Source organism: Agrobacterium salinitolerans, from assembly GCF_027498475.1.
GTDB classification, from domain to species: Bacteria; Pseudomonadota; Alphaproteobacteria; order Rhizobiales; family Rhizobiaceae; genus Agrobacterium; species Agrobacterium salinitolerans.
This window is the reverse complement of record NZ_JAPZLN010000001.1, coordinates 1,726,403-1,749,204: the sequence shown is the minus strand read 5'-3', so window position 1 is coordinate 1,749,204 and position 22,802 is coordinate 1,726,403. Positions and strand designations below refer to the sequence as shown.

Below are 22,802 nucleotides of genomic sequence, written 5' to 3'. Positions count from 1 at the left end.
ATATAGTCTGCATCTTATCATCATTCAAATGCGCAGATTCAATCATCGGTGTCCCGGGAACCGGCAATCTGCCAGAGATGCACACGCAAGGCTAGAAGATGCGTTTTTCCTTTCTCCCCATCGTCATCCTGATGATGCCCATCCTCGAAATTGCCGGTTTCATCATTGTTGGCAAGGCAATCGGTTTGTGGCTGACATTGGCGCTTGTCCTGTTCACCTCGTTTCTGGGGTTGCTCATCCTGCGGCTCGGAGGCATCGGCATGGTGAGAAACCTCCAGGACGCGGGGCGTACCGGCGCGCAGCCGGCGGATGAGTTGGTGAATGGCGCCATGCGCGTCGTTGCCGGGATCCTGCTTTTCATTCCCGGTTTCATTACCGACATTCTTGGCCTTCTGCTTCTGTCTCCCACCGTACGGCGCTTTTTCTGGAAGGCCTTCGGGCCGCGCGTCGTCGTTGCTGGTTCCTTTCGGCACTCCGGCCAGCAATCTGGTTCTCAGCCCGGAGATTTTTCCGGCTTTCGGAATGACCCGGGACATACGGGCAATTCGAAGGTAGTGGATCTCGACGAGGAAGAGTTTCATCGCGACGAGCCAAAGGATGATTCCCCATGGTCGCGCAAACCGGACAATCGCGACCTGCCAAAACCCTGATCCCGGGCGGAACGGATCGCGGTGACCCGATCACGAAGGGTTGTAAGCCCCCGGTCGAAATGGTAGACCGCCTTCCACGAATTCATGCCGTGAGGAAATGTAATGACCGCTGAAAATGGTGCACAGGACGCAGTAAGTCCTTCCCTCAACATTCTTGCCCAGTACATCAAGGATCTTTCCTTCGAAAATCCGGGTGCTCCTCGCTCGCTTCAGGCACGTGACAATGCGCCGTCGATTAATATCAATGTCAACGTCAACGCAAACCCGATCTCCGGTTCGGATTTCGATGTTGTTCTGACGCTGAACGCGGAAGCCAAGGATGGCGACAAGGTGTTGTTCGCGGCCGAACTGGTTTACGGCGGCGTGTTCCGCATTGCCGGCTTCCCGCAGGAACATATGCTGCCGGTGCTGTTCATCGAATGCCCGCGCCTGTTGTTCCCCTTCGCGCGCCAGATCATTGCGGACGTTACCCGCAATGGCGGTTTCCCGCCGCTGATGATCGATCCAATCGATTTCGCGCAGATGTTCGCCCAGCGCGTTGCCGAGGAACAGGCCAAGGCCAAGGTTCAGGCGGTACCGAACTAAGTGACGCGGCTCTGCGCTGCAGAATTCAGACAAAACAAAACCCGGGTTCATGCCCGGGTTTTTCTTTGATGGCATTCACCGTTTAAAGTGCCTGGACAGGTATCAATTCTGGTAACGGTTCCAGATCGCCTTGTCGCCCATGCCGAGAACAAGTTTGCCATGGGCCGCGACCGTTTCCGCATCCAGCCTGGAGGGCAAAGCCCGCGGCCTTTGCAGCGGCTCAAGCGGTACATCGTCCTCGACGATGATGGTTTCCTGCTTGGCGGCGGAACCGAAACCGAGCGCCGTCTGGCGCCCGCCAATCATTTCAATATAAACCTCGGCGAGCAGTTCGGAGTCAAGAAGCGCGCCGTGCTTGGTGCGATGGGAATTGTCGATGCCGTAACGACGGCAAAGCGCGTCCAGCGAGTTCGGTCCCATCGGGTGCTTGCGACGGGCAAGCGAAAGCGTATCCGTCACCAGCTCGGCAGAGACCGGTTCAATACCGAGACGGGCAAATTCGGCGTTGATGAAGCCCATGTCGAACGTGGCGTTGTGCGCCACCCAGCGCGCACCCTCGAAGAAGTCACGAATCTGGTCGACGACCTCAGCGAATTTGGGTTTATCCTTCAGAAACTCATCGGTAATCCCGTGAACGGCAAGTGCGTCGGGGTGAACCTTGCGATCTTCCGGGCTGATGTACAGATGCAGAGTTCGGCCGGTGGGAAAGTGGTTGATCAACTCGATGCCGCCGATTTCAATCACGCGGTCCAGCTTCGATTCAAGCCCCGTAGTTTCCGTATCGAAAATGATCTCACGCATTCATATCTCCGCGGCGCGACTGAGCGGCCAGTTTGTGCAGAATCTCTTTTACCTGATCCCTTGCCGCTTCGACACCATTTCCGGAATCGACGATAAAGTCGGCACGCCGGCGCTTTTCCACATCGGGCATCTGGCGGGCGAGGATCATTTCGAATTTCTCCTCCGTCATTCCCGGTCGGGACAAAACCCGCTCTCGCTGAATCTCCGGCGCGCAACTGACGACAACGACTTTATCGACGCGGCTTTCCGCCCCGGTTTCGAACAGCAGCGGAATATCGAGGAGGGCGAATTGCCGATCCTCTTTCCTTGCTTGAGCCAGAAAAGCCTCCTGCCTATCCCGCACCAGCGGATGCACGATCTCTTCCAGTCTGCTAAAATTAGCCGGATTCTGCCGCAAGATCTCACCGAGTTTCTGCCTGTCCACCGCACCGGAAACGGTCGTGCCCGGAAAGGCCGCTTCGATCAGCGGGGCGGCTTCCGCCCGGTAAAGCCCGTGCACGACCTCATCGGAATCGAGAACCGGAACGCCTTCTCCCGCAAACAACCTCGCCGTCGTCGTTTTTCCCATTCCAATCGAGCCGGTGAGACCGATGACGATCATCAATGTTTCTCCATATCCTCGATGATGAGAGAACGCAGGGCCTCATCGACCTCCGGCGTTTTGCCGAACCACCGCTCGAAGCCGGGTTTTGCCTGGTGAAGCAGCATGCCGAGCCCGTCGACGGTAGCCATGCCCTGCTCTTCCGCCATTTTGAGGATCGGGGTTTTCAGCGGCACATAGACGATATCGGTTACGACGGCCTGGGCGGCCAACAGCGAAAAATCAAGATGCGGCGCTTCCGTCCCGTCCATGCCGAGCGACGTCGTATTCACGAAAAGTCCGGCACCCTGCATGACCTCATAAAGCGCTGCCTGGGGATGGGAAAAAACCCGCGGCCCAAAACGGTCGGCCAGTTCGCGGGCCCGTTCGACGGTACGGTTGAGGACGTGGATTTCGGCAATGCCGCGATCACGAAGCGATTGGATGACCGCCCGGCTTGCACCGCCAGCGCCTAGAACCACGGCCCGCTCGGCCCTGTCCCAACCCGGATGTCGCTCATCGAGATTGGAGACAAAACCATAACCATCCGTATTCGTAACGTGGAGTTCGCCCTCCTCCATCCAGACTGTGTTGGCGGCACCGAGTTCTTCCGCCAGCGCATCGGGCCTGTCTGCTAGCTGATAAGCCGCTTGCTTATGGGGAATGGTGACATTGCCACCGACGGCCGTGCCCGGTTTTCCTTGCTTCAGCGTTGCAATGAAATTCGCAAAATCATCCGGGGAGACTTCCACAGCCTTGTAGGAACCGGCAATGCCGAATTTCTTCAGCCAATAAGAATGGATGATGGGCGATCGGGAATGCTTGATCGGATAGCCGACAACGAATGCGTTTATGGTTAATGTTTCACGTGAATCAGCCATCGATAACGTCCATGTCGCGCAGTTTGGATAAAAGCGGCAGAAGCGGCAAGCCGAGAATCGTGAAATAGTCACCCTCGATCGAGGTGAATAGCTGGATTCCTTCTCCTTCGAGCTGGTACGCACCGACACTGCTCAAGGCCTTTTCTCCCACCCGTTGCAGGTGGCGGGAGACAAATTCGGCGCTCAAAGTCCGAACGGTCAGCTCAGCGCTGGAAACAATCTGCCACACCACCTCACCATGTTGTACGAGAACGGCGGCGCTGTTCAGGCGGTGAACCTTGCCGGACAATGACAGGAGATGCGATTCGGCCTCCGCCATGGTTTTTGGCTTGTGATAGACGCGGGCGCCGAGCGCCATGGTCTGGTCGCAGCCGAGAACCAATGCTCCGGGATAGAGCCTGCTGACGGCAAGAGCCTTGGCCCTGGCGAGTTCCAGTGCCACCTCTTCCGGGCTGGCTCCGTCTCGTTCCAGCTGTTCATCGAGCGCGCGCTCGTCAATATCCGCCGGGATGGCTAAAAATGTCAGCCCCGCATTACGCATCAACATCTGGCGGGATGCGCTGGACGAGGCGAGGATCAGTTCCTGTTTCATCGACTGTCTGCTCCGAATGATGCGATTCGGATTATCGTGTCCTCGAACGAAGGGCAAGGATGGCCGCCGCCGTTTCCTCGATGGAGCGGCGCGTAACGTCGATCAGCGGCCAATTGTTGTGGGCGCAGAGCGCTCGCGCATATTTCAGCTCTTCCATGATGGTGGCGCGATCCGTGTAGCGACCGCTGTCAAATCCGCCCGTCGCGCCGAGTTCGCGGTTTTCCCGCACCTGCGATATGCGGTCCGATGTCGCGACCAGGCCCACAATCAGCGGCCGGGTGGCGGCATACAGGCTTTCGGGTAGCGGTACATTGGGAACAACAGGAATATTGGCGGTCTTTATTCCCCTGTTGGCGAGATAGATGCTGGTTGGTGTTTTCGATGTGCGGCTAATACCGATAATGACGATATCGGCCTCGTCATAGGTTTCCGGCATTTGCCCGTCATCATGATCCATAGCGAAATTAAGCGCCTCGATCCGCGCGAAATAATCCGCATTTAAGGCATGTTGCGCACCCACCCGCCGTCTGGACGGCGCACCGAGGTAGGTCTGGAAGATGCCGATGATTGGTTCAAGAACATTCACGCAGGGTACGCCAATCGCGTGGCATCGCAAATCCAGAAACTCCGCCAGCTGCTGGTCGACGATCGTATAGAGAACAATGCCCGGTTCCTTGTCGATGAGATCCACGACCTGCGCGAGCTGCTTCTGGTTTCGAATCATCGGATAGACATGTTCCACAGGCATGGAAGCATGGAACTGGGCCGAGACGGCCCGACCAGCCGACATTAGAGTCTCCCCCGTTGAGTCCGAAATCAGGTGCAGATGGAAGAAGCTTTTTTTGTTCTCCACGCTGTTTTTCTCCCGCTGTTGATAAACCGGGACAAATCTCCGAATTGTCCTGCGGGTCGAACCGCGACGTGAATAAAGTGGTGTTTTTCCACAATCCGCAAGTGGCTTAAGTCGTCTCCGACGTGCTTGTGGATTGTTGGGAGAATGCGCAACTGTTCAAAATTTTCCACAAATTATCCACAATCGCTCTGTTATTCTGTTCTGACATAAACAACTGAAATCATTTATAAAATTTAGATTCTACGGATTATTCCAAAACAAACGGAGCGATAACATCCGCAGGCACGCTTGAAACTTGGTGACTGCGGCATTTCGACTGGAATGATTTTAATCCTTGCTACCCACAGACTCTAAGAAATAGAAAATCTTTTAAATCTCTTTGATTTTATTTTTTAGAAGCTGGGTGCCATGAGCGAACGCAAGGTTATGACGGTGTTGAACGGGCAAACGGTCACACCACCGCCCATATGGCTGATGCGGCAGGCTGGGCGTTATCTTCCCGAGTACAGGGAAACGCGAAAGAGCGCCGGTAGTTTCCTCGATCTCTGTTATAATCCCGAACTGGCGACGGAGGTTACTCTCCAACCCATTCGCCGGTTTGGGCTGGATGCCGCCATTCTTTTTTCCGATATTCTCGTGATTCCGGATGCGCTTCATCGCAACGTGTCTTTCAGCGAAGGAAAAGGTCCGGCCATGGACCCGATCAATGTCAGCGGTATCGAGAAGCTGGACGGCGCAAATGTCATGGCGCATCTTTCGCCCGTTTTCGAAACCGTTTCCCGTCTGCGCACCTCTTTGCCGGATGAAACGACGCTTCTCGGTTTTTGCGGTGCCCCATGGACGGTTGCGACCTACATGATCGCGGGACACGGAACGCCGGATCAGGCCCCGGCGCGGCTGTTCGGTTATCAGAAGCCGGCCGCCATGGAAAAGCTGTTGGCTTTTCTGGCCGAGGTTTCCGCCGATTATCTGGTGGCGCAGATCGATGCCGGTGCCGATGCGGTTCAAATCTTCGATTCCTGGGCCGGTGTGCTCGGTGAGAAGGAATTCGAGGACTATGCGATAAAGCCGGTCGCCCGCATTATCGCATCGGTGCGCGCCCGCCGGCCCTCGACAAAGATCATCGCCTTCGCCAAAGGAGCTGGTTATCTTCTGAAAGATTATCGCCGCAAGACGGGCGCCGACGCCATCGGGCTCGACTGGTCGGTGCCGCTCGGTTTTGCCAGAGACTTGCAGAAGGAAGGCCCGGTGCAGGGCAATCTCGATCCCATGCTGATGGTGGCGGGCGGCAAGGCCTTGCAGGATGGCATCGATGCTGTGCTGCAGGCGCTGGGACAAGGTCCGCTGATCTTCAATCTGGGCCATGGCATTACCCCCCAGGCTGACCCGGAAAACGTGACCCGGCTGGTGCAGCGCGTGCGCGGCGGAGCCGGGGCATGAGTGACGAAAAACAAACCTCCGCCCGTTCCGGTAACCGGGCGGCTTTGCGCGCGGGCATCGCAATTGGTGTCTTTGCCGCTTTCGTCGCCCTGTTATTTTATGCCGATCCGGCCGATCTTTATCTCTGGATCAAGGCGCTGCATATCATCGCCGTGATTTCCTGGATGGCGGCAATTTTTTACCTGCCGCGGCTCTTCATCTACCACACCGATGCACCCCCGGGTTCGCAGCAGTCCGAAACCTTCCAGGTCATGGAACAGCGGCTGATCAAGGTGATTATGAACCCAGCGATGATGATATCCTGGATATTGGGACTTTATCTCGCCTGGTCGGTTTATGGTTTTTCCGGCGGCTGGCTGCATGCCAAGATCGCGCTGGTGGTGCTTCTGACCGCGACCCATGTTTATTTCACGCGCAGCGCAAAACGTTTCGCGCGGGATGAAAATACGCGGCCTGCCCGTCACTGGCGGTTGATGAACGAGGTTCCGACGGTGCTGATGATCGCCATCGTCATACTTGTGGTTGTGAAACCCTTCGGCTAGGGCGGTGCAACGATAAATTTCGCGGAATTCGTGCTTTCCTCTTGCAGCGGCCGTGCACAATCGCTATTTTCGGGCCACTCATCTTCGTGGCATGTGAATTATTCAGTCATCTGCGGCATTTCCCACAGCATCTGATTCGCGAACACGCCCTCCCCCGACATTACATTATCAAACGGTCTTCTCTTCATGGCTGAAATGAAGCTTCAGGAACTTAAGAGCAAATCGCCTACCGACTTGCTGACTTTTGCCGAATCCCTGGAAGTTGAAAATGCGAGCACCATGCGCAAGCAGGAGCTCATGTTCGCAATCCTCAAGGTTCTCGCGAGCCAGGACATCGAAATCATCGGCGAGGGCGTCGTCGAAGTCCTGCAGGACGGTTTCGGGTTCCTGCGATCCGCAAATGCAAACTATCTGCCCGGTCCGGACGATATCTATATCTCGCCGTCGCAGATCCGCCGCTTCTCGCTGAAAACCGGCGATACCGTTGAAGGCCCGATCCGCGGCCCCAAGGAAGGCGAACGTTATTTCGCGCTTCTCAAGGTCAATACGATCAATTTCGACGATCCGGAAAAGATCCGCCATAAGGTTCACTTTGACAATCTAACGCCGCTTTACCCGAATGAGCGCTTCAAGATGGAACTGGACGTTCCGACTTCGAAGGACCTGTCGTCGCGTGTGATCGATCTCGTCGCACCGCTCGGCAAAGGTCAACGCGGATTGATCGTAGCGCCGCCGCGCACGGGTAAGACCGTTCTGCTGCAGAACATCGCCCATTCCATCACGGCAAACCATCCGGAATGCTATCTGATCGTTCTCCTTATCGATGAGCGTCCGGAAGAAGTGACCGACATGCAGCGTTCCGTGAAGGGCGAGGTTGTGTCGTCGACCTTTGACGAACCAGCCGTCCGTCACGTGCAGGTCGCCGAGATGGTCATCGAAAAGGCCAAGCGCCTGGTCGAACACGGTCGCGACGTCGTCATCCTGCTCGATTCCATCACCCGCCTCGGCCGTGCCTACAATACGGTTGTTCCCTCCTCCGGCAAGGTTCTCACGGGTGGTGTCGATGCCAACGCCCTGCAGCGTCCGAAGCGTTTCTTCGGGGCCGCGCGTAACATCGAAGAAGGTGGTTCACTGACCATTATCGCGACCGCGCTGATCGATACCGGCAGCCGCATGGATGAAGTCATCTTCGAAGAATTCAAGGGTACGGGTAACTCGGAAATCGTGCTTGACCGCAAGGTTGCCGACAAGCGCATTTTCCCGGCACTGGATATTCTGAAATCCGGTACGCGTAAGGAAGACCTGCTGGTGCCGCGTCAGGATCTGCAGAAGATTTTTGTTCTTCGCCGTATTCTCGCGCCGATGGGTACGATGGACGCCATCGAATTCCTGATCGACAAGCTGAAGCAGACCAAGAACAATTCGGATTTCTTCGAATCGATGAATACCTGATCCGGCCTTTAGCCGGATTCATCGTGAGAGCTTCAAAGCCGCGTCCGTTTATTCGGATGCGGCTTGCCTGTTTTAGACTGAGGTGAATGATGCCAGCTTCCACCGATACGATCTACGCGCTTTCCAGCGGTGCCTTGCCGGCGGGTGTGGCTGTTCTCAGGATTAGCGGCTCCAGAGCTTTCGATGCGTTGAAGATGCTGACGGGACGGGAACTTCCGTCACCACGAAAGGCCATGTTGTGCTCGATTCGGAGTCGAAACGACGATGTCATCGACCAGGCGCTGGTAATCGCCTTTCCAGCTCCAAATTCCTTCACGGGTGAGCATTGCGTTGAAATTCATAGCCATGGCAGTCGTGCGGTCATGGCTTCGATTTTTGCCGAGCTCGAAAATCTTGAGGGTCTTCGGCCCGCGGATGCCGGTGAATTCTCTCGTAGAGCCTTCGAGAATGGGAAGATGGATCTCCTTGAGGTCGAAGGCCTCGCTGATCTGTTGCAGGCTGAAACGGAGATGCAGCGGCGCTTGGCGGTGGAACAGAGCACTGGCAAATTGTCGGCGCTTTATGACGATTGGGCCAGCCGCCTGACGCGAGCCCGCGCTCTCATCGAAGCGGAACTAGATTTTGCCGACGAGGAGGACGTTCCAGATTCCGTGGCGGCTCAGGTTTGGGAGGCCATGGCGCTTCTCAAAACGGAAATCCGTGATCATCTCCAGGGCGGTAACGGCGGTGAAATCATTCGCGACGGGTTCAAGGTGGCGCTGGTCGGTGAACCAAATGCAGGCAAATCCACTCTTTTGAACGCTCTTAGCGGTCGGGATGTTGCGATCGTTACCGACATTGCCGGTACAACACGAGACGTTTTGAGCGTCGATATCAATCTGGAAGGATATTTGGTTCGGATATTCGATACGGCAGGAATAAGAGAAACACAGGATATCGTTGAGCTTGAAGGCGTGCGGCGCGCGGTTTTGACAGCCGAGACGGCAGATCTCGTTCTATTGCTTCAGGATAATGATTCGTTCCCGAAACAACCTGTTGAATCGCTCGGGAGCCAGAGCTATTTGCGAGTGAGAACGAAAACAGCGCTCCATTCCCCTACTTTGAATGATGGATTTGATCTGTCTATCTCAGCCCAGGAAGGAATAGGCTTGAATGAACTGCGGTCGATGCTGAAGCAGGAACTAGAAAAACGCGTCGGTGCCGGCCAGACTTTGGTTCCTGCGCGCGCTCGGCATAAAAAACGACTTGAAGAGACGCTGAACTATGTTAGTGATGCGGTCGATTCCGAGACCCTGGACCTTGCGATAAGGTCGGAATATTTAAGACTCGCTGCAACATCGCTCGGACGGATTACCGGCCGCGTTGATGTGGAAGATTTGCTCGGCGTGATCTTCTCGGAATTCTGCATAGGAAAATGATTCACGTGAAACATCGGCGGCCGAAGCGGTGATGTCGATGTTGGTAGAACAGGGCGCAGGGATATGCACCAGTCATTTGATGTCATTGTTATTGGCGGTGGCCACGCGGGAAGCGAAGCCGCAGCTGCTGCCGCAAGGCATGGTGCAAAAACCGCCCTTGTTACCCATAAGCGTGAGACGATTGGTGTCATGTCCTGTAATCCTGCCATAGGCGGTCTGGGAAAGGGACACCTCGTTCGGGAAATCGATGCGCTGGATGGTTTGATGGGCCGGGTTGCCGATGCGGCAGGTATTCAGTTCCGCATGCTCAACCGTAAGAAGGGTCCGGCTGTCCGTGGTCCGCGAACCCAAGCCGACCGCCGGCTCTACCGCGATGCCATGCATCAGGAGATCGATGCGATTGAAAACCTGACCATTATTGAAGGCGATGCTTTCGATATTGAGATGGCGCATGATCGTGTCGCGGCAGTTATCATGAAGAATGGTAGCCGGATTCCGTGTGGCGCAGTGGTGCTGACGAGCGGTACCTTCCTACGTGGCCTCATTCATATCGGTTCCGAAAAGGTTCCGGCGGGACGCGTTGGAGAAATGCCGTCAGTTGGCCTCTCTGATACGCTCTCGCGATTGGGTCTCGTTATGGGGCGCCTTAAAACCGGCACCCCTGCCCGACTGGACGGACGCACGATTGACTGGAATGCGGTGGATCGGCAGGCTGCCGATGAGGATCCTGTCCCCTTTTCCTTCATGACGGATCGTATTCTCAATCCCCAAATTGAATGTGGTGTAACTCGAACCACGCCAGCTGGCCACAAGATCATTCAGGACAATATTCATCTGTCGGCGATGTATTCGGGACAGATCGAAGGGGTCGGTCCGCGTTATTGCCCGTCGATTGAGGATAAAATCACCCGTTTCGGTGAACGGGACGGTCATCAGATATTCCTCGAGCCGGAAGGTCTCGACGATCACACCATTTATCCAAATGGCATATCAACGTCCCTTCCCGCTGCCGTGCAGGAACAATTTATCCGAACGATACCGGGCCTTGAACAGGTGACGATTCTGCAGCCGGGTTATGCGATCGAATATGACTATGTCGATCCACGCGAGCTGAAACCCTCGCTGGAATGCCGTAAGATTGCGGGATTGTTTCTAGCCGGCCAGATCAATGGAACGACGGGTTATGAAGAGGCGGGTGCTCAAGGTCTTGTTGCCGGCTTGAATGCCTCGCTTTATGCAGGCAATGCCGATCCGGTCTATTTTAGCCGAACCGAGTCCTATATTGGGGTCATGATTGATGACCTGACATCGAAGGGCGTCAGTGAACCCTACCGCATGTTTACCTCCAGAGCGGAGTATCGCCTTTCGCTGCGCGTGGACAATGCGGATCTGCGGCTTACACCAGTTGGCCAGATTGCTGGCATTGTCGGCCGCGAGCGGCAGGAACGCTTCGCGAATTTCATTTCCGATTTGGATCGTGCTCGAGAGCTGCTGAAGGCTATTTCCATCAGCCCATCCCAGGCGGCGAAGCAAGGGTTGAAACTTAATCAGGACGGTCAACGCAGGTCTGTTTATGAATTGCTCGCCTATCCGGATATGTCTCTCGAAGTCCTTGCCAAGCATTGGCCAGAACTGGGCGCCCTCCATGGGAAAGTGGCCGAGACCTTGCAGATTGAGGCGAGTTATGCGGTCTACATGCAAAGGCAGAGTGCTGATATCATCGATATCAAACGGGACGAAGACAGGAAAATCCCTGATGACTTTGATTTTAAGAGCCTATCCGGCCTCTCCAACGAGCTTAAACAAAAGCTGGAAAAAGCCCGTCCTGAGAATATTGCCCAAGCCGCTCGTGTTGACGGCATGACACCGGCTGCGATATCGCTGCTGCTCGCACTTCTGCGGAAGGATTCCGCAACGCGAAGTGAAAAATTACGCATGCACCAATAGCGAGTCGGATTATGAAGATAAACGGCCAGAGTGTTTCACGTGAAACACAGGAAAGACTCGAATATTTTGTCGAGCTTTTTAAGAAGTGGAACAAGACCACGAATCTGGTAGCACCTTCCACTCTCGCGGAGCTTTGGAACCGGCATGTGGCTGATAGCGCGCAAATATTCCAACTCTCTCCGCAGCCAAAAAAATGGATTGATCTTGGAAGCGGCGGCGGATTCCCCGGTATTGTCACCGCGATTTTTCTTGCTGATCTTGGCGACGGCTGGGTTGATCTGGTCGAAAGTAACAATAAAAAGGCGGCATTCCTGCGAATTGCACTGAAGGAAACCGGTGCAAGAGGTGCAGTTCACCCCGTCAGGATCGAGACGGCACCGGAGATCATCAAAAACTGCGAGGCTGTTTCGGCTCGCGCGCTCGCCGAACTGGATTTGCTTTTCGATTATATTCATCCCTGGGCGCAGAATAACCCAAATCTCAAGGCCTATTTTAATAAAGGCCGGGATTATGATTCTGAAGTGCAGAAAGCACATGGTCGCTGGAAGTTTGATCTGGTAAAACATCAGAGTGCCATTGAGGCAGATTCTGTTGTTCTTGAAATCAGCAACCTTGCTTTGAGGCGCTGACGAACTGGCCAGGTGCGGCATGACTTTTGAAAAAAACCGGATTATCGCAGTTGCTAACCAGAAAGGCGGCGTCGGTAAAACAACAACCGCCATCAATCTGGCTACCGCACTGGCGGCTATTGGTGAGCGTGTACTGATCGTGGATCTGGACCCGCAGGGTAATGCGAGTACCGGGCTTGGCATTGACCGCAAGGAGCGCAAGCTTTCTTCCTATGATCTTCTCCTGGGGGATCATGGGGTAGCGGACGTTGCTGTTCCCACGGCCGTTCCAAATCTCGATATCGTGCCTTCCACGATGGATTTGCTCGGTTTCGAAATGCAGGTCGCGAATGTTTCCAACCGCGTTTTCCTGCTGCGTGCGGCCATGGAGACGATGGAAGCCAAGGGCTACTCCTACATTCTTGTTGATTGCCCGCCCTCTTTCAATCTCTTGACGATGAATGCGATGACGGCCGCCCATTCGGTGCTGGTGCCGCTGCAATGTGAGTTCTTTGCCCTGGAAGGTCTCAGCCAGCTGCTGGATACGGTCAGCCAGATACGTGGATCGGTCAATCCGCAGCTTGATATACAGGGTATCGTTTTGACGATGTTCGATGCGCGTAACAATCTTGCGCAACAGGTCGTTTCGGATGTGAGAAGCCATCTTGGCGAGAAGGTTTACCATACCCTCATTCCACGCAACGTTCGTGTTTCGGAAGCACCGTCCTATGGTAAACCGGCCATTCTTTATGACCTGAAATGCGCCGGCAGTCAGGCCTATTTGCAACTTGCATCCGAAGTGATCCAGAGAGAGCGCCTGCGCAAAGCTGCCTGACATTTGCGGACTGTATGGAGTAATATTTTATGAGTGATGATCTTTCCAAGCGTCGGTTGGGGCGCGGTCTTGCCGCATTGATCGGTGAAATGGATCAGCCCGTACCGGTCGGCGAGCCTCAACGCGCGGTTAACGCTGATCGCACCATTCCCATTGAATTCATCGCTCGCAGCCAAAGAAACCCGCGGCGTCATTTTGATGAAAACGAGCTGCAGGACCTTGCTGCCTCCATTCGTCAGCATGGAATTGTTCAGCCAGTGGTGGTGAGAACGGTAGGAGTCAACCGCTACGAGATTATAGCCGGTGAGCGCCGCTGGCGCGCGGCGCAGCTGGCGGGCTTTACCGATGTTCCCGTCATTGTTCGCGACGTGGATGATCGCACGGCGCTGGAACTGGCGATTGTCGAAAACGTACAGCGTTCCGATCTCAATCCGCTCGAAGAAGCGATGGGGTATGAGCAGCTCATCGCCGAACATGGCTATACGCAGAATGATCTCGGTGAAATCATCGGCAAGAGCCGAAGCCACGTTGCCAACAGCCTGCGGCTTTTGAAGCTTCCCGATCCGGTAAGGGATATGCTGGCGGATGGTTCGCTCTCCGCAGGTCATGCGCGCGCGCTTGTTTCCACTTCCGATCCGGCGACGCTCGCGAAAACAATCGTATCCAAGGGACTTTCGGTTCGTGATGCCGAGCGCCTGGCGCAGAATGACATCAAATCGCAGGGCGATGTTGCGGAGAAGCGACCTGCTGCGGAAAAGGATTCCGATACGATTGCGCTCGAACGCAGCCTGTCCGATGCTCTTGGGCTGGATGTAAAGATCAGCCACAAGGGCGGATCTGGGCAAATCCGTATCGGTTACCGGACATTGGAACAGCTTGAAGCGGTATGCCGGCTTCTGGAGCAGAAATAAGTACCTATTTGTTTTAAAATATAAAATACCCGCCTTTGGCGGGTATTTTTATTTATGGGCTCAAAAATCGATGGCCCGGCCTTTTATTTCGTAATCGCCGAAACGCACGGGTTCTGCACCGCCGCGGCCGCCGGTTTCCGGCGGCAACTTGAGATCGGCCTGTTGCCTGCGCCGTTCTTCCGCTTCTTTCAACGCTCGCTGCGCCGCCGGCGAAAGTCGCTTTACACCTTCCGCGCCGCTGTCTGTGGCGTTGTCATTATTCGCATTCTGCATGAAATCCTCCCTATGACGGGATATTGAAATACGTTTGCCGTTTACCAGATGATATATAATCCGAGGGGCTTTATAAACCCCGGAATATTCCCGGTGAGTGACAAGGAGAGTTAAACGGATGAACATGATGCGCACGGCAATGCTTCTGGCCTTCATGACCGCATTGTTCATGGGTGTCGGTTTTCTGATCGGCGGCAAGGGCGGCATGATGATTGCCCTGGTCATAGCAGCCGGTATGAATATTTTTTCCTACTGGAACTCTGACAAGATGGTTCTCTCCGCCTATCATGCGCGGGAGATCGACGAGGCGAATGCGCCCGAATTTTTTCACATGATCCGCGACCTGTCGCAAAATGCCGGTCTGCCGATGCCGAAGGTCTATATTTACGATAGCCCGCAACCCAACGCCTTCGCGACCGGGCGTAATCCGCAGAACGCCGCCGTTGCCGCTTCGACAGGATTGCTGCAGCGTCTGACACCGGAGGAAGTGGCCGGTGTCATGGCGCATGAGCTTGCGCATGTGCAGAACCGGGATACGCTGACCATGACAATCACCGCCACGCTGGCGGGCGCCATATCCATGCTCGGCAATTTTGCCTTCTTCTTCGGCGGCAACCGGGAGAACAACAATAATCCGCTCGGCTTTATCGGCGTGCTGGTGGCGATGATCGTGGCGCCGCTGGCCGCGATGCTGGTGCAGATGGCGATCAGCCGCACACGGGAATATTCCGCCGACCGGCGCGGCGCGGAAATCTGCGGCAACCCGCTCTGGCTTGCTTCCGCATTGCAGAAGATTTCGGGCATGGCGCAGCGTATCCACAATGACGATGCCGAGCGTAACCCGGCAACGGCGCATATGTTCATCATCAATCCGCTTTCCGGCGAGCGCATGGACAATCTCTTCTCCACGCATCCGAATACGGAAAATCGCTTGGCCGCACTGCACGCCATGGCGCAGGAGTTTTCCCCGCGAGGATCGACGCCGCCGCCATCGGGTGATAGACCTCTGCGCAAATCAAGCTCCGTTCCCAAAACAGGCTGGGGACGAGGCAATGAAAACGAGCGCAAGGGGCCGTGGTCTTGACATCCGATATTCAGAATAAGCCGGCGCGGTCCAGAAAACCGAGACCGGCTAATGGGAAGGGCCGTGAAGACGGCCCTTCGTCTTTCCAGGATAAGCCGGGTCTCGCCGCGCGCATTGCCGCCACTCGCATTCTGGCCGCCGTTCTGGAAAAAAAGACCTCGCTGGATGGGATGCTCGATAGCGAGAACGGCAATCCCGTCTATCGAGCCCTGTCGCTTGCCGACCGGGCGCTCGTGAGGGCCATCGTCAACAGCGCGCTTCGCCACCTCCCCCGGATTGAAACGGCTTTGTCGATGCTGCTCGATGGTCCGCTGCCGCAGGGCGCGCGATCGCTGCATCACGTTCTTGTCGTCGGTGCGGCGCAGATGCTTTACCTCGATGTGCCGGACCATTCCGCTGTCGATCTCGCCGTGGAGCAGGCTCACCGCGATCCGCGCAACCGGCGTTTCGTCAAACTGGTGAACGCTGTTCTTCGACGGCTCGGTCGTGAAAAGATGGAGATCGAAAAGGCTGTCGCCGACGTTCCCGTGCTGCCGGACTGGTTCTACGAGCGGCTTGTTTCGGCTTACGGAATTGAGGCGGCTCAGAGGATTTCGCAAGCGCAGCTGACGCCTTCCTCTATCGATCTCACGATCAAGGTTGATCCCGCTCTGTGGGCGGAAAAACTGGGCGGTACGCTGATGCCGAACGGCAGCGTGCGTCTGGGTGAATTCGAGGGGCAGATCCCCTCGCTCGAAGGCTTCGCGGAGGGTGCATGGTGGGTGCAGGATCTTGCCGCCAGCATGCCGGTTCGGCTTATGGGTAACATTGCGGGCAAACGTGTTGCCGATCTCTGTGCGGCCCCGGGCGGCAAGACCGCGCAGCTTGCGCTGGCGGGCGCCAAGGTGACGGCGCTGGATCAGTCGGGAAACCGTCTTCGTCGCCTCAGGGAAAACCTCGACCGGCTTGGTCTCCGTGCCGAAACGGTGGAGGCCAATATGCTGAAGTATCAGCCGGAACAGCTCTTTGACGCGGTCCTCCTCGATGCGCCCTGTTCTTCCACCGGGACACTTCGCAAACATCCCGATGTCTGCTGGACCAAGGATGAGAACGATATTGCCAAACTCGCTGCCCTTCAGGGCCAGATGCTGCGGCATGCGCTGACCCTTGTTGGACCGGGCGGTCTCGTTGTCTTCTCCAATTGCTCGCTGGATCCTTCTGAAGGAGAAGCGATGATTGCCGAGGTTCTGGCGGAAAATCCCGACGTGGAGCGTGTTGCCGTCCGCCGCGAGGATTGGCCCGGAATGGAAGCGGCCATCAGTCCCGATGGCGATCTTCGCACAACGCCGGATATGTTCGGCGGCGTCGATGGGTTTTTTAGCAGTGTCTTGCGTAAGAAGTAGAAAAAAGCCAAGCTCTCGCGAATCATTAGATATTTATCGAAAACGTTCCGGTCGTCGCGGTTCACTGATAAAAACAAAACATGTGAAACGGGAAACACAGCTTGTTAGGGTCCTTTGCAGGCAGCATGAATGCCGCCGGTCTTCTGTCGCGGATGGCGTATCGTCATCTGTGTGTCGGACTCACTCCTCTGCGCCTGCATATGTCGCGATTTGCCACTCGTGCGCCAGACGGTCTGGTGGCGGCGCCGACCGATCTTAGAGCCATCGATCCCTATTTCGCCGAGGAACTGTTGCGGGGCCGCATCGCGCTGGCCGGGCGTGTCGTCGAAACTGGCGGAGCTTCGCCATTTCAGATGGAATATCCCTCGGTGGTCTTTGAAGAACGGCTGCATGCATTTAGTTGGCTACGGCATATTCGCTCCGATAAATCGAGCGAGGCCTGCAAACGAGCGCGCCGCATTGTTGCGGAGTGGATGGTGCTTCATGGCAAACGGCTTGCAGGTATTGCTTGGTCACCGGAAATCGCCGCACAAAGGCTCATTGCCTGGCTTTCGCACTCTCCCGTCGTTTTATACGAGGCCGATGCCGGCTTTTATCGCCGGTTTCTGAAAAGCCTCGCCTTTCATGTGCGGTATCTCGAAAGAATTGTCAGACACGCGCCCGATGGCGAAGCGCGGCTGAGGATCAGGATTGCATTGGCCATGGCTTCCATTGCCATGCCAACGCGCCTTTCACGGATCACGCGGAATGGAATGAAGCTGGCTCAGGAAATGGAACGCCAGATTCTGCCCGATGGCGGACATGTTTCCCGTAATCCACGCGTCATGCTGGATCTGTTGCTCGATCTCCTGCCGCTTCGGCAAAGTTATATCAATCTCGGCCATGATCTGCCGTCAGGTCTGGTGCCGGCGATAGACCGCATGTTCCCGGCGATCCGATTCTTCCGGCATCAGGGCGGCGATCTCGCGCTGTTCAACGGCGCCACGGCCACGCTCGCCAATGAGCTTGTTTCCGTATTGCGCTATGATGAAACGGCCGGCCGGCCTTCAAAGGTCCTGCCGGATGTGAACTATCACCGGCTTGCGACGGACGATACGGTCATCATCGTCGATACAGGGTATCCCGGCTCGGCGGAGCTTTCACGGAGTGCTCATTCGGGTTGCCTGTCTTTCGAAATGTCCTGCGGCAAGAACCGCTTCATCGTCAATTCCGGCTTTCCACGTAACGCCGCGCCGGAATATCAGCGCGCCAGCCGTTCCACGGCGGCGCATTCCACCGTCACGCTTGCGGATACCTCATCCTGTAGACTGTCGCGCTCGCGGCTACTTGGTCCGATTATGGTGTCAGGCGTCACCCACGTCGACAGCAGGCGCGGGGCGGATGCTAACGGTAATGATGTTCTCTGGGCATCACATGACGGTTATTTGCAGAATTTCGGTTGTTACCATGAGCGGGAAATAGAACTGAATGCGGTCGGCACCAAGATAAAGGGTCGGGATCTGCTGCGGCGCGACGAAAATGCGGCGAAAGCGCAATCGCAGTCGGTCACAGCGGTTTCACGTTTCCATATTCATCCCCACATTCAGCTACATCAGCGGGATGAGGAGTCGGTCTATCTGGAGGCAGCGGATGGAATCGTCTGGCTGTTTTCCGCACCCGGGCTGGAGCTTTTCGTCACCGAAGACGTCTTCATGGCCGACGCATCCGGTATGCGCCCGTCGCAGCAGATTGAACTCCCCTTCAATCTTGCGAATACGCGGGAAATCCGCTGGCTGATCGAACGCCAAGCCTAGGCAAATTTCCGGCGATGCCGGTCAAAAACCACCATAGTTGTCATCGTTCGGCATCCCCGCTGTTTATTAATCCGGTAAGCTGTGTTAACGCGGCGGCAATTGCTGGATCAATTCCATTCCAGCCTGTCCTCCCCGTTAAACGGAGTATGCCTGATGGCCGTCGTGTCCAAGAAAATTCCCGCCCCCGATAAGGTAAAAATCCGCACGGCGCTTCTCTCCGTGTCTGACAAGACGGACATTATCGAATTGGCGACGGTGCTTTCCAAGCTTGGCGTCAAGCTGCTTTCGACCGGCGGTACGGCAAAGGCCATTGCTGAGGCAGGCCTGCCGGTTACGGATGTCTCAGACGTCACGAATTTTCCCGAGATCATGGATGGTCGCGTGAAGACGCTGCATCCCAGCGTTCATGGCGGCTTGCTGGCGATCCGGGATGATGCCGATCATGTCGAGGCGATGAAGGCGCACGGCATCGAGGCGATCGATCTATCGGTCATCAATCTCTATCCCTTCGAAGAAGTTCGCGCCAAGGGCGGCGATTATCCGACGACGGTGGAAAACATCGATATTGGCGGCCCGGCCATGATCCGCGCTTCCGCCAAGAACCACGCCTATGTCACTGTGGTTACCGATCCGTCTGACTATCCCGATCTGGTTGAGGCCCTGCAGGCCGATGACGGCCAGACGTCCTATACGCTGCGCCAGCGATTTGCCGCCAAGGCTTATGCCCGCACCGCTGCCTATGATGCGGTGATTTCCAACTGGTTCGCAGAGGCGCTTGCAATCGAAACGCCGGATTACCGCGCTATCGGCGGCGCGCTGAAGGAAAAGATGCGGTATGGCGAAAACCCGCACCAGAGCGCTGGTTTTTACCTCACCGGCGAAAAGCGTCCTGGCGTTGCGACCGCGACGCTTCTTCAGGGCAAGCAGCTTTCCTACAACAACATCAATGACACCGATGCAGCTTACGAGCTCGTGGCGGAATTCTTGCCGGAAAATACGCCGGCAGTCGCTATCATCAAGCACGCCAATCCCTGCGGCGTGGCGACGGGGCCGACACTTGCCGAAGCTTACCGGCGGGCGCTGGCATGCGATTCCGTTTCCGCTTTTGGTGGCGTGATTGCCCTGAACCGCACGCTCGATGCGGAAACGGCGGAAGAGATCGTCAAGCTCTTCACCGAAGTCATCATCGCGCCTGATGTCACCGAAGAAGCCAAGTCCATCATCGCCCGCAAGCCGAACCTGCGCCTTCTTGCCGCTGGCGGTTTGCCTGATCCGCGCGCGGCTGGCCTCACTGCGAAGACCGTCTCGGGCGGCCTGCTGGTGCAGAGCCGCGACAATGGCATGGTCGAGGATCTGGACCTCAAGGTCGTCACCAAGCGAGCGCCGACACCGCAGGAACTTGAAGACATGAAGTTTGCCTTCAAGATCGCCAAGCATGTGAAGTCCAATGCCGTCATTTACGCCAAGGACGGGCAGACCGCGGGTATCGGCGCAGGCCAGATGAGCCGTGTGGATTCCGCGCGTATCGCTGCCCAGAAGGCGGAAGATGCCGCCAAGGCTCTTGGTCTTGCCGAGCCGTTGACGCGCGGCTCCGCCGTCGCTTCGGAAGCATTTTATCCCTTTGCCGATGGTTTGCTCGCCGCGATTGCTGCTGGCGCTACCGCTGTCATCCAGCCGGGCGGCTCCATGCGCGATCAGGAAGTGATTGACGCTGCGAATGAGCATAATGTGGCAATGGTCTTTACCGGCATGCGCCACTTCCGCCATTAAGCGCGGAAATAATCAGGAATAAAGAAGGCCCGGAAATTGATTTCCGGGCCTTTTGTTTCACGTGGGACAGTCTTGGCGCCGCAGTGTTCAGGTCACGGCTCCAACCTGCCACGGCACAAATTCATTATCGCCGTAGTCGTATATTTCGCTGACGGTCTTGTCGCCGGACGCTACCGCCAGAATATGCTCGAAAATTCGTTTGCCGGATTCTTCGATGGTTTCAGCGCCGGTGACGATCTCACCGCAATTGATATCCATGTCTTCCTTCATGTGTTCATACATTTCGGAATTGGTGGCGATCTTGATGCACGGCGACGGCTTGAAACCGGAAACCGAGCCGCGACCGGTGGTGAAACAGATGACGTTGCAGCCGCCCGCGACCTGGCCGGTGACGGCAACGGGGTCATAGCCGGGTGTATCCATGAAGACGAAACCCTGTTCCGTCACGGTTTCAGCAAACTCATAAACCGCCTTCAGCGGCATGGAGCCGCCCTTGGCGACCGCGCCCAGCGATTTTTCCAGAATCGTGGTCAGGCCGCCAAGCTTGTTACCGTGGGAGGGGTTGTTATTGAGTTCGTCGCCATTGCGGGCGGTATAATCACGCCACCAGTCTATACGCTGTAGGAGCTTCTCGGCGACGGCAGGGGTGACGGCGCGCTTCGTCAGGAGATGCTCGGCGCCGTAAATCTCCGGCGTCTCCGAGAGGACTGTGGTGCCGCCGTTACGGACGATGAGGTCGGAGGCGTAACCCAGAGCCGGGTTGGCGGAAATGCCGGAATAACCATCCGAACCGCCGCATTCCAGCGCCACCTTCAGCTTGGAAAGCGGTTGTTCCGTGCGGCGGGCGGCATTGACCATAGGCAGCATGGCCTTGATCTCGGCGATCGCCGCATCGATTGTCTTGCGGGTGCCGCCATGCTGCTGGATCGTCATGGTGCGCAGCCGCTCACCCTCTTCCATCTTGTAATGTTCGAGAATGGGCGCGATCTGGTTGGTTTCACAACCGAGGCCGATCAGCAGAATGCCGCCGAAATTCGGGTGGCGGGCATAACCCTGAATGGTGCGGATCAGCAGGCGGTAACCTTCCGATTTCGTATTCAGCGCACAGCCGCCGCCATGGGTCAGCGCCACGACGCCATCGACATTGTCGAAACCATCAAGGCCGCCCTGCTTGTTGAAATAATCCGCGATGTAACGCGACACCGTGGCGGAACAGTTCACCGAAGCGATGACGCCGATATAGTTTCTCGTTCCAACACCACCGAGACCGCGGTCATAACCCCTAAACGTCCGGCGTTCGGCTTCCGGCACCATGCCCTTTTCTTCGATATCAACACTGAACTGATGTGCGTGTTCGGAAGGCACCATGGCGAGATTGTGCAGGTGCACGTGCCGGCCGGGCTCAATATCCTGGGTGGCGATACCAATGACCTGTCCGTATTTCAGCACCTCATCGCCCGATTTGATGAACTTCAGGGCCACCTTGTGCCCGCGCCCGATCAGCTCGAGCGCCGCCAGATCGCCCCTGCCCGTCGCGCCGCCGGCCGGAATGGACCGACGTGCCACCGCGACATTGTCGTTGGCGTTCAGCAAAATGGTTGCCTCGGAATTCTCACTCACGGGTTATCCTCCTCCCGTTATATTGCCTGCTATGTTTCTAGATCAATTTTCGACCCAGCGTCTCTTCGAACCTTCCAGATGCGTATGCATGGCGGCCTGCGCCAGCAGCGGGTCTTTCAGTTCAAGCGCCGCCAGAATGGCCTCGTGCTCCTGAAGGGCTTGGGTCCAGGTATCGCGGTCTTCAAATTTCACGCGAAGCTGGGCCGAAATGGGGCTGTGGCGCTCGTCGAAGAGGTTCGCCACCATTCGGGCCAAAACGCTGTTACCGGATTGCTCGGCGATGATGACGTGAAACAGTCGATCCTGATCCAGAGGCTTGCGGCCGGCTTCGATTTCCCGCTGCATGGTATTGAGTATCTGGCGGAGGGTCGCGATTGTCTCATCAGTCATCCGGCTTGCCGCCAACACGATGGTGGCACCCTCCAGAGCGGCGCGCGCCTGCATCAGTTCGGAGGGGCTGTCACCGAGCGATTTGGTATGATGGGTAGTCTGCAGCGCTTCGGCCGATACATAGACGCCGGAACCCATGCGAATTTCAACGGTGTTATCGATTTCAAGCGCAATCAGCGCCTCGCGCAAGGAAGGCCTCGATACACCGAGTTTCTGCGCCAGTTCCCGCTCAGCAGGAAGCCGCGTCCCAGGCAGGAATTCACCCATGTCGATGAGTTCGCGTATCTGATCCGCAATCTGTTGATACAGCCTGCGCGGTTCCGCTATTTTGGCCTGACCACTCATGTGTTTTTTGCTGAAGCCTTCGTGATGCTTGTATTTGGCCTTACCGTAAC

Annotated in this window: 22 protein-coding genes; 14 read left to right on the top strand and 8 right to left on the bottom strand. The window is 56.3% G+C overall.

The window, feature by feature from the left end:
* The first annotated feature begins 98 nt into the window (after nucleotides 1-98).
* Both O9X91_RS08330 and secB read left to right on the top strand, forming a co-directional pair.
* Entirely contained in the window at nucleotides 99-650 is a 552-nt protein-coding gene (locus O9X91_RS08330; RefSeq protein WP_142912882.1) for an FxsA family protein, read from the top strand.
* A gap of 102 nt (nucleotides 651-752) precedes the next feature.
* Entirely contained in the window at nucleotides 753-1,235 is a 483-nt protein-coding gene (gene secB, locus O9X91_RS08325; protein ID WP_077983679.1) for a protein-export chaperone SecB, read from the top strand.
* A 102-nt stretch (nucleotides 1,236-1,337) separates the two neighbouring features.
* On the opposite strand, the gene dnaQ is transcribed toward secB, so the two are convergent.
* Genes dnaQ through O9X91_RS08300 form a run of 5 tightly spaced genes read right to left on the bottom strand, consistent with a single transcriptional unit; the run spans nucleotide 1,338 to nucleotide 4,942 of the window.
* Nucleotides 1,338-2,036 carry a DNA polymerase III subunit epsilon gene (dnaQ, locus tag O9X91_RS08320; RefSeq protein WP_077983678.1) on the bottom strand — a complete coding sequence of 233 codons (699 nt, stop codon included), beginning with the start codon at nucleotides 2,034-2,036 and terminating at the stop codon, nucleotides 1,338-1,340.
* Entirely contained in the window at nucleotides 2,029-2,637 is a 609-nt protein-coding gene (gene coaE, locus O9X91_RS08315) for a dephospho-CoA kinase (RefSeq protein WP_142912883.1), read from the bottom strand. Before coaE ends, dnaQ begins: the two co-directional genes overlap by 8 nt.
* Nucleotides 2,637-3,497 carry a shikimate dehydrogenase gene (locus O9X91_RS08310; protein WP_142912884.1) on the bottom strand — a complete coding sequence of 287 codons (861 nt, stop codon included), beginning with the start codon at nucleotides 3,495-3,497 and terminating at the stop codon, nucleotides 2,637-2,639. The genes coaE and O9X91_RS08310 overlap by 1 nt, the downstream gene beginning before the upstream one ends.
* Complete coding sequence (locus O9X91_RS08305) at nucleotides 3,490-4,089, bottom strand: Maf-like protein (protein ID WP_142912885.1); 600 nt, start codon at nucleotides 4,087-4,089, stop codon at nucleotides 3,490-3,492. Before O9X91_RS08305 ends, O9X91_RS08310 begins: the two co-directional genes overlap by 8 nt.
* A 31-nt stretch (nucleotides 4,090-4,120) precedes the next feature.
* A complete protein-coding gene (locus O9X91_RS08300; RefSeq protein WP_077983674.1) occupies nucleotides 4,121-4,942 on the bottom strand; it encodes a pyruvate, water dikinase regulatory protein in 822 nt (273 codons plus the stop codon).
* A gap of 408 nt (nucleotides 4,943-5,350) precedes the next feature.
* Between O9X91_RS08300 and hemE the strand changes: the two genes are divergently transcribed.
* The 8 genes from hemE (at nucleotide 5,351) to O9X91_RS08260 (ending at nucleotide 14,095) form a co-directional block, all read left to right on the top strand.
* Nucleotides 5,351-6,382 (top strand): uroporphyrinogen decarboxylase, encoded by a 1,032-nt coding sequence (gene hemE / locus O9X91_RS08295; RefSeq protein ID WP_269834292.1) that lies wholly within the window; start codon nucleotides 5,351-5,353, stop codon nucleotides 6,380-6,382.
* Complete coding sequence (gene hemJ, locus O9X91_RS08290) at nucleotides 6,379-6,924, top strand: protoporphyrinogen oxidase HemJ (RefSeq protein ID WP_162520491.1); 546 nt, start codon at nucleotides 6,379-6,381, stop codon at nucleotides 6,922-6,924. The genes hemE and hemJ overlap by 4 nt, the downstream gene beginning before the upstream one ends.
* 186 nt (nucleotides 6,925-7,110) lie before the next feature.
* Entirely contained in the window at nucleotides 7,111-8,376 is a 1,266-nt protein-coding gene (gene rho, locus O9X91_RS08285) for a transcription termination factor Rho (RefSeq protein ID WP_004444236.1), read from the top strand.
* Between the two features lie 86 nt (nucleotides 8,377-8,462).
* Nucleotides 8,463-9,794 (top strand): tRNA uridine-5-carboxymethylaminomethyl(34) synthesis GTPase MnmE, encoded by a 1,332-nt coding sequence (gene mnmE / locus O9X91_RS08280; RefSeq protein WP_162520492.1) that lies wholly within the window; start codon nucleotides 8,463-8,465, stop codon nucleotides 9,792-9,794.
* Between the two features lie 63 nt (nucleotides 9,795-9,857).
* Nucleotides 9,858-11,741 (top strand): tRNA uridine-5-carboxymethylaminomethyl(34) synthesis enzyme MnmG, encoded by a 1,884-nt coding sequence (gene mnmG, locus O9X91_RS08275; protein WP_142912888.1) that lies wholly within the window; start codon nucleotides 9,858-9,860, stop codon nucleotides 11,739-11,741.
* An 11-nt stretch (nucleotides 11,742-11,752) separates the two neighbouring features.
* A complete protein-coding gene (gene rsmG, locus O9X91_RS08270; protein ID WP_142912889.1) occupies nucleotides 11,753-12,370 on the top strand; it encodes a 16S rRNA (guanine(527)-N(7))-methyltransferase RsmG in 618 nt (205 codons plus the stop codon).
* A gap of 19 nt (nucleotides 12,371-12,389) precedes the next feature.
* On the top strand, nucleotides 12,390-13,184 hold the full coding sequence (locus O9X91_RS08265; protein ID WP_142912890.1) for a ParA family protein: 795 nt from the start codon (nucleotides 12,390-12,392) through the stop codon (nucleotides 13,182-13,184).
* Nucleotides 13,185-13,213: 29 nt separating this feature from the next.
* Nucleotides 13,214-14,095: a ParB/RepB/Spo0J family partition protein gene (locus O9X91_RS08260; protein ID WP_003505321.1), complete on the top strand. Its 882-nt coding sequence runs from the start codon at nucleotides 13,214-13,216 to the stop codon at nucleotides 14,093-14,095.
* Nucleotides 14,096-14,155: 60 nt separating this feature from the next.
* Here O9X91_RS08260 and O9X91_RS08255 read toward each other — a convergent pair whose 3' ends face one another.
* Entirely contained in the window at nucleotides 14,156-14,368 is a 213-nt protein-coding gene (locus tag O9X91_RS08255) for a DUF1674 domain-containing protein (protein WP_077983668.1), read from the bottom strand.
* A 118-nt stretch (nucleotides 14,369-14,486) separates the two neighbouring features.
* Between O9X91_RS08255 and htpX the strand changes: the two genes are divergently transcribed.
* The 4 genes from htpX to purH all read left to right on the top strand — a co-directional run bounded on the left by htpX (nucleotide 14,487) and on the right by purH (nucleotide 20,397).
* On the top strand, nucleotides 14,487-15,452 hold the full coding sequence (htpX, locus tag O9X91_RS08250; protein WP_142912891.1) for a zinc metalloprotease HtpX: 966 nt from the start codon (nucleotides 14,487-14,489) through the stop codon (nucleotides 15,450-15,452).
* Nucleotides 15,449-16,834, top strand: a complete 1,386-nt coding sequence (locus O9X91_RS08245; protein WP_142912892.1) for an RsmB/NOP family class I SAM-dependent RNA methyltransferase — start codon at nucleotides 15,449-15,451, stop codon at nucleotides 16,832-16,834. Before htpX ends, O9X91_RS08245 begins: the two co-directional genes overlap by 4 nt.
* A 125-nt stretch (nucleotides 16,835-16,959) precedes the next feature.
* Nucleotides 16,960-18,627 carry a heparinase II/III family protein gene (locus O9X91_RS08240; protein ID WP_162520513.1) on the top strand — a complete coding sequence of 556 codons (1,668 nt, stop codon included), beginning with the start codon at nucleotides 16,960-16,962 and terminating at the stop codon, nucleotides 18,625-18,627.
* A 153-nt stretch (nucleotides 18,628-18,780) separates the two neighbouring features.
* Nucleotides 18,781-20,397 carry a bifunctional phosphoribosylaminoimidazolecarboxamide formyltransferase/IMP cyclohydrolase gene (gene purH, locus O9X91_RS08235; protein WP_142912893.1) on the top strand — a complete coding sequence of 539 codons (1,617 nt, stop codon included), beginning with the start codon at nucleotides 18,781-18,783 and terminating at the stop codon, nucleotides 20,395-20,397.
* An 87-nt stretch (nucleotides 20,398-20,484) separates the two neighbouring features.
* Here purH and O9X91_RS08230 read toward each other — a convergent pair whose 3' ends face one another.
* Together O9X91_RS08230 and O9X91_RS08225 are read right to left on the bottom strand one after the other, a co-directional pair.
* A complete protein-coding gene (locus O9X91_RS08230; protein ID WP_020809849.1) occupies nucleotides 20,485-22,017 on the bottom strand; it encodes a UxaA family hydrolase in 1,533 nt (510 codons plus the stop codon).
* Nucleotides 22,018-22,059: 42 nt separating this feature from the next.
* Complete coding sequence (locus tag O9X91_RS08225) at nucleotides 22,060-22,752, bottom strand: FadR/GntR family transcriptional regulator (protein WP_142912894.1); 693 nt, start codon at nucleotides 22,750-22,752, stop codon at nucleotides 22,060-22,062.
* Nucleotides 22,753-22,802: the final 50 nt, after the last annotated feature.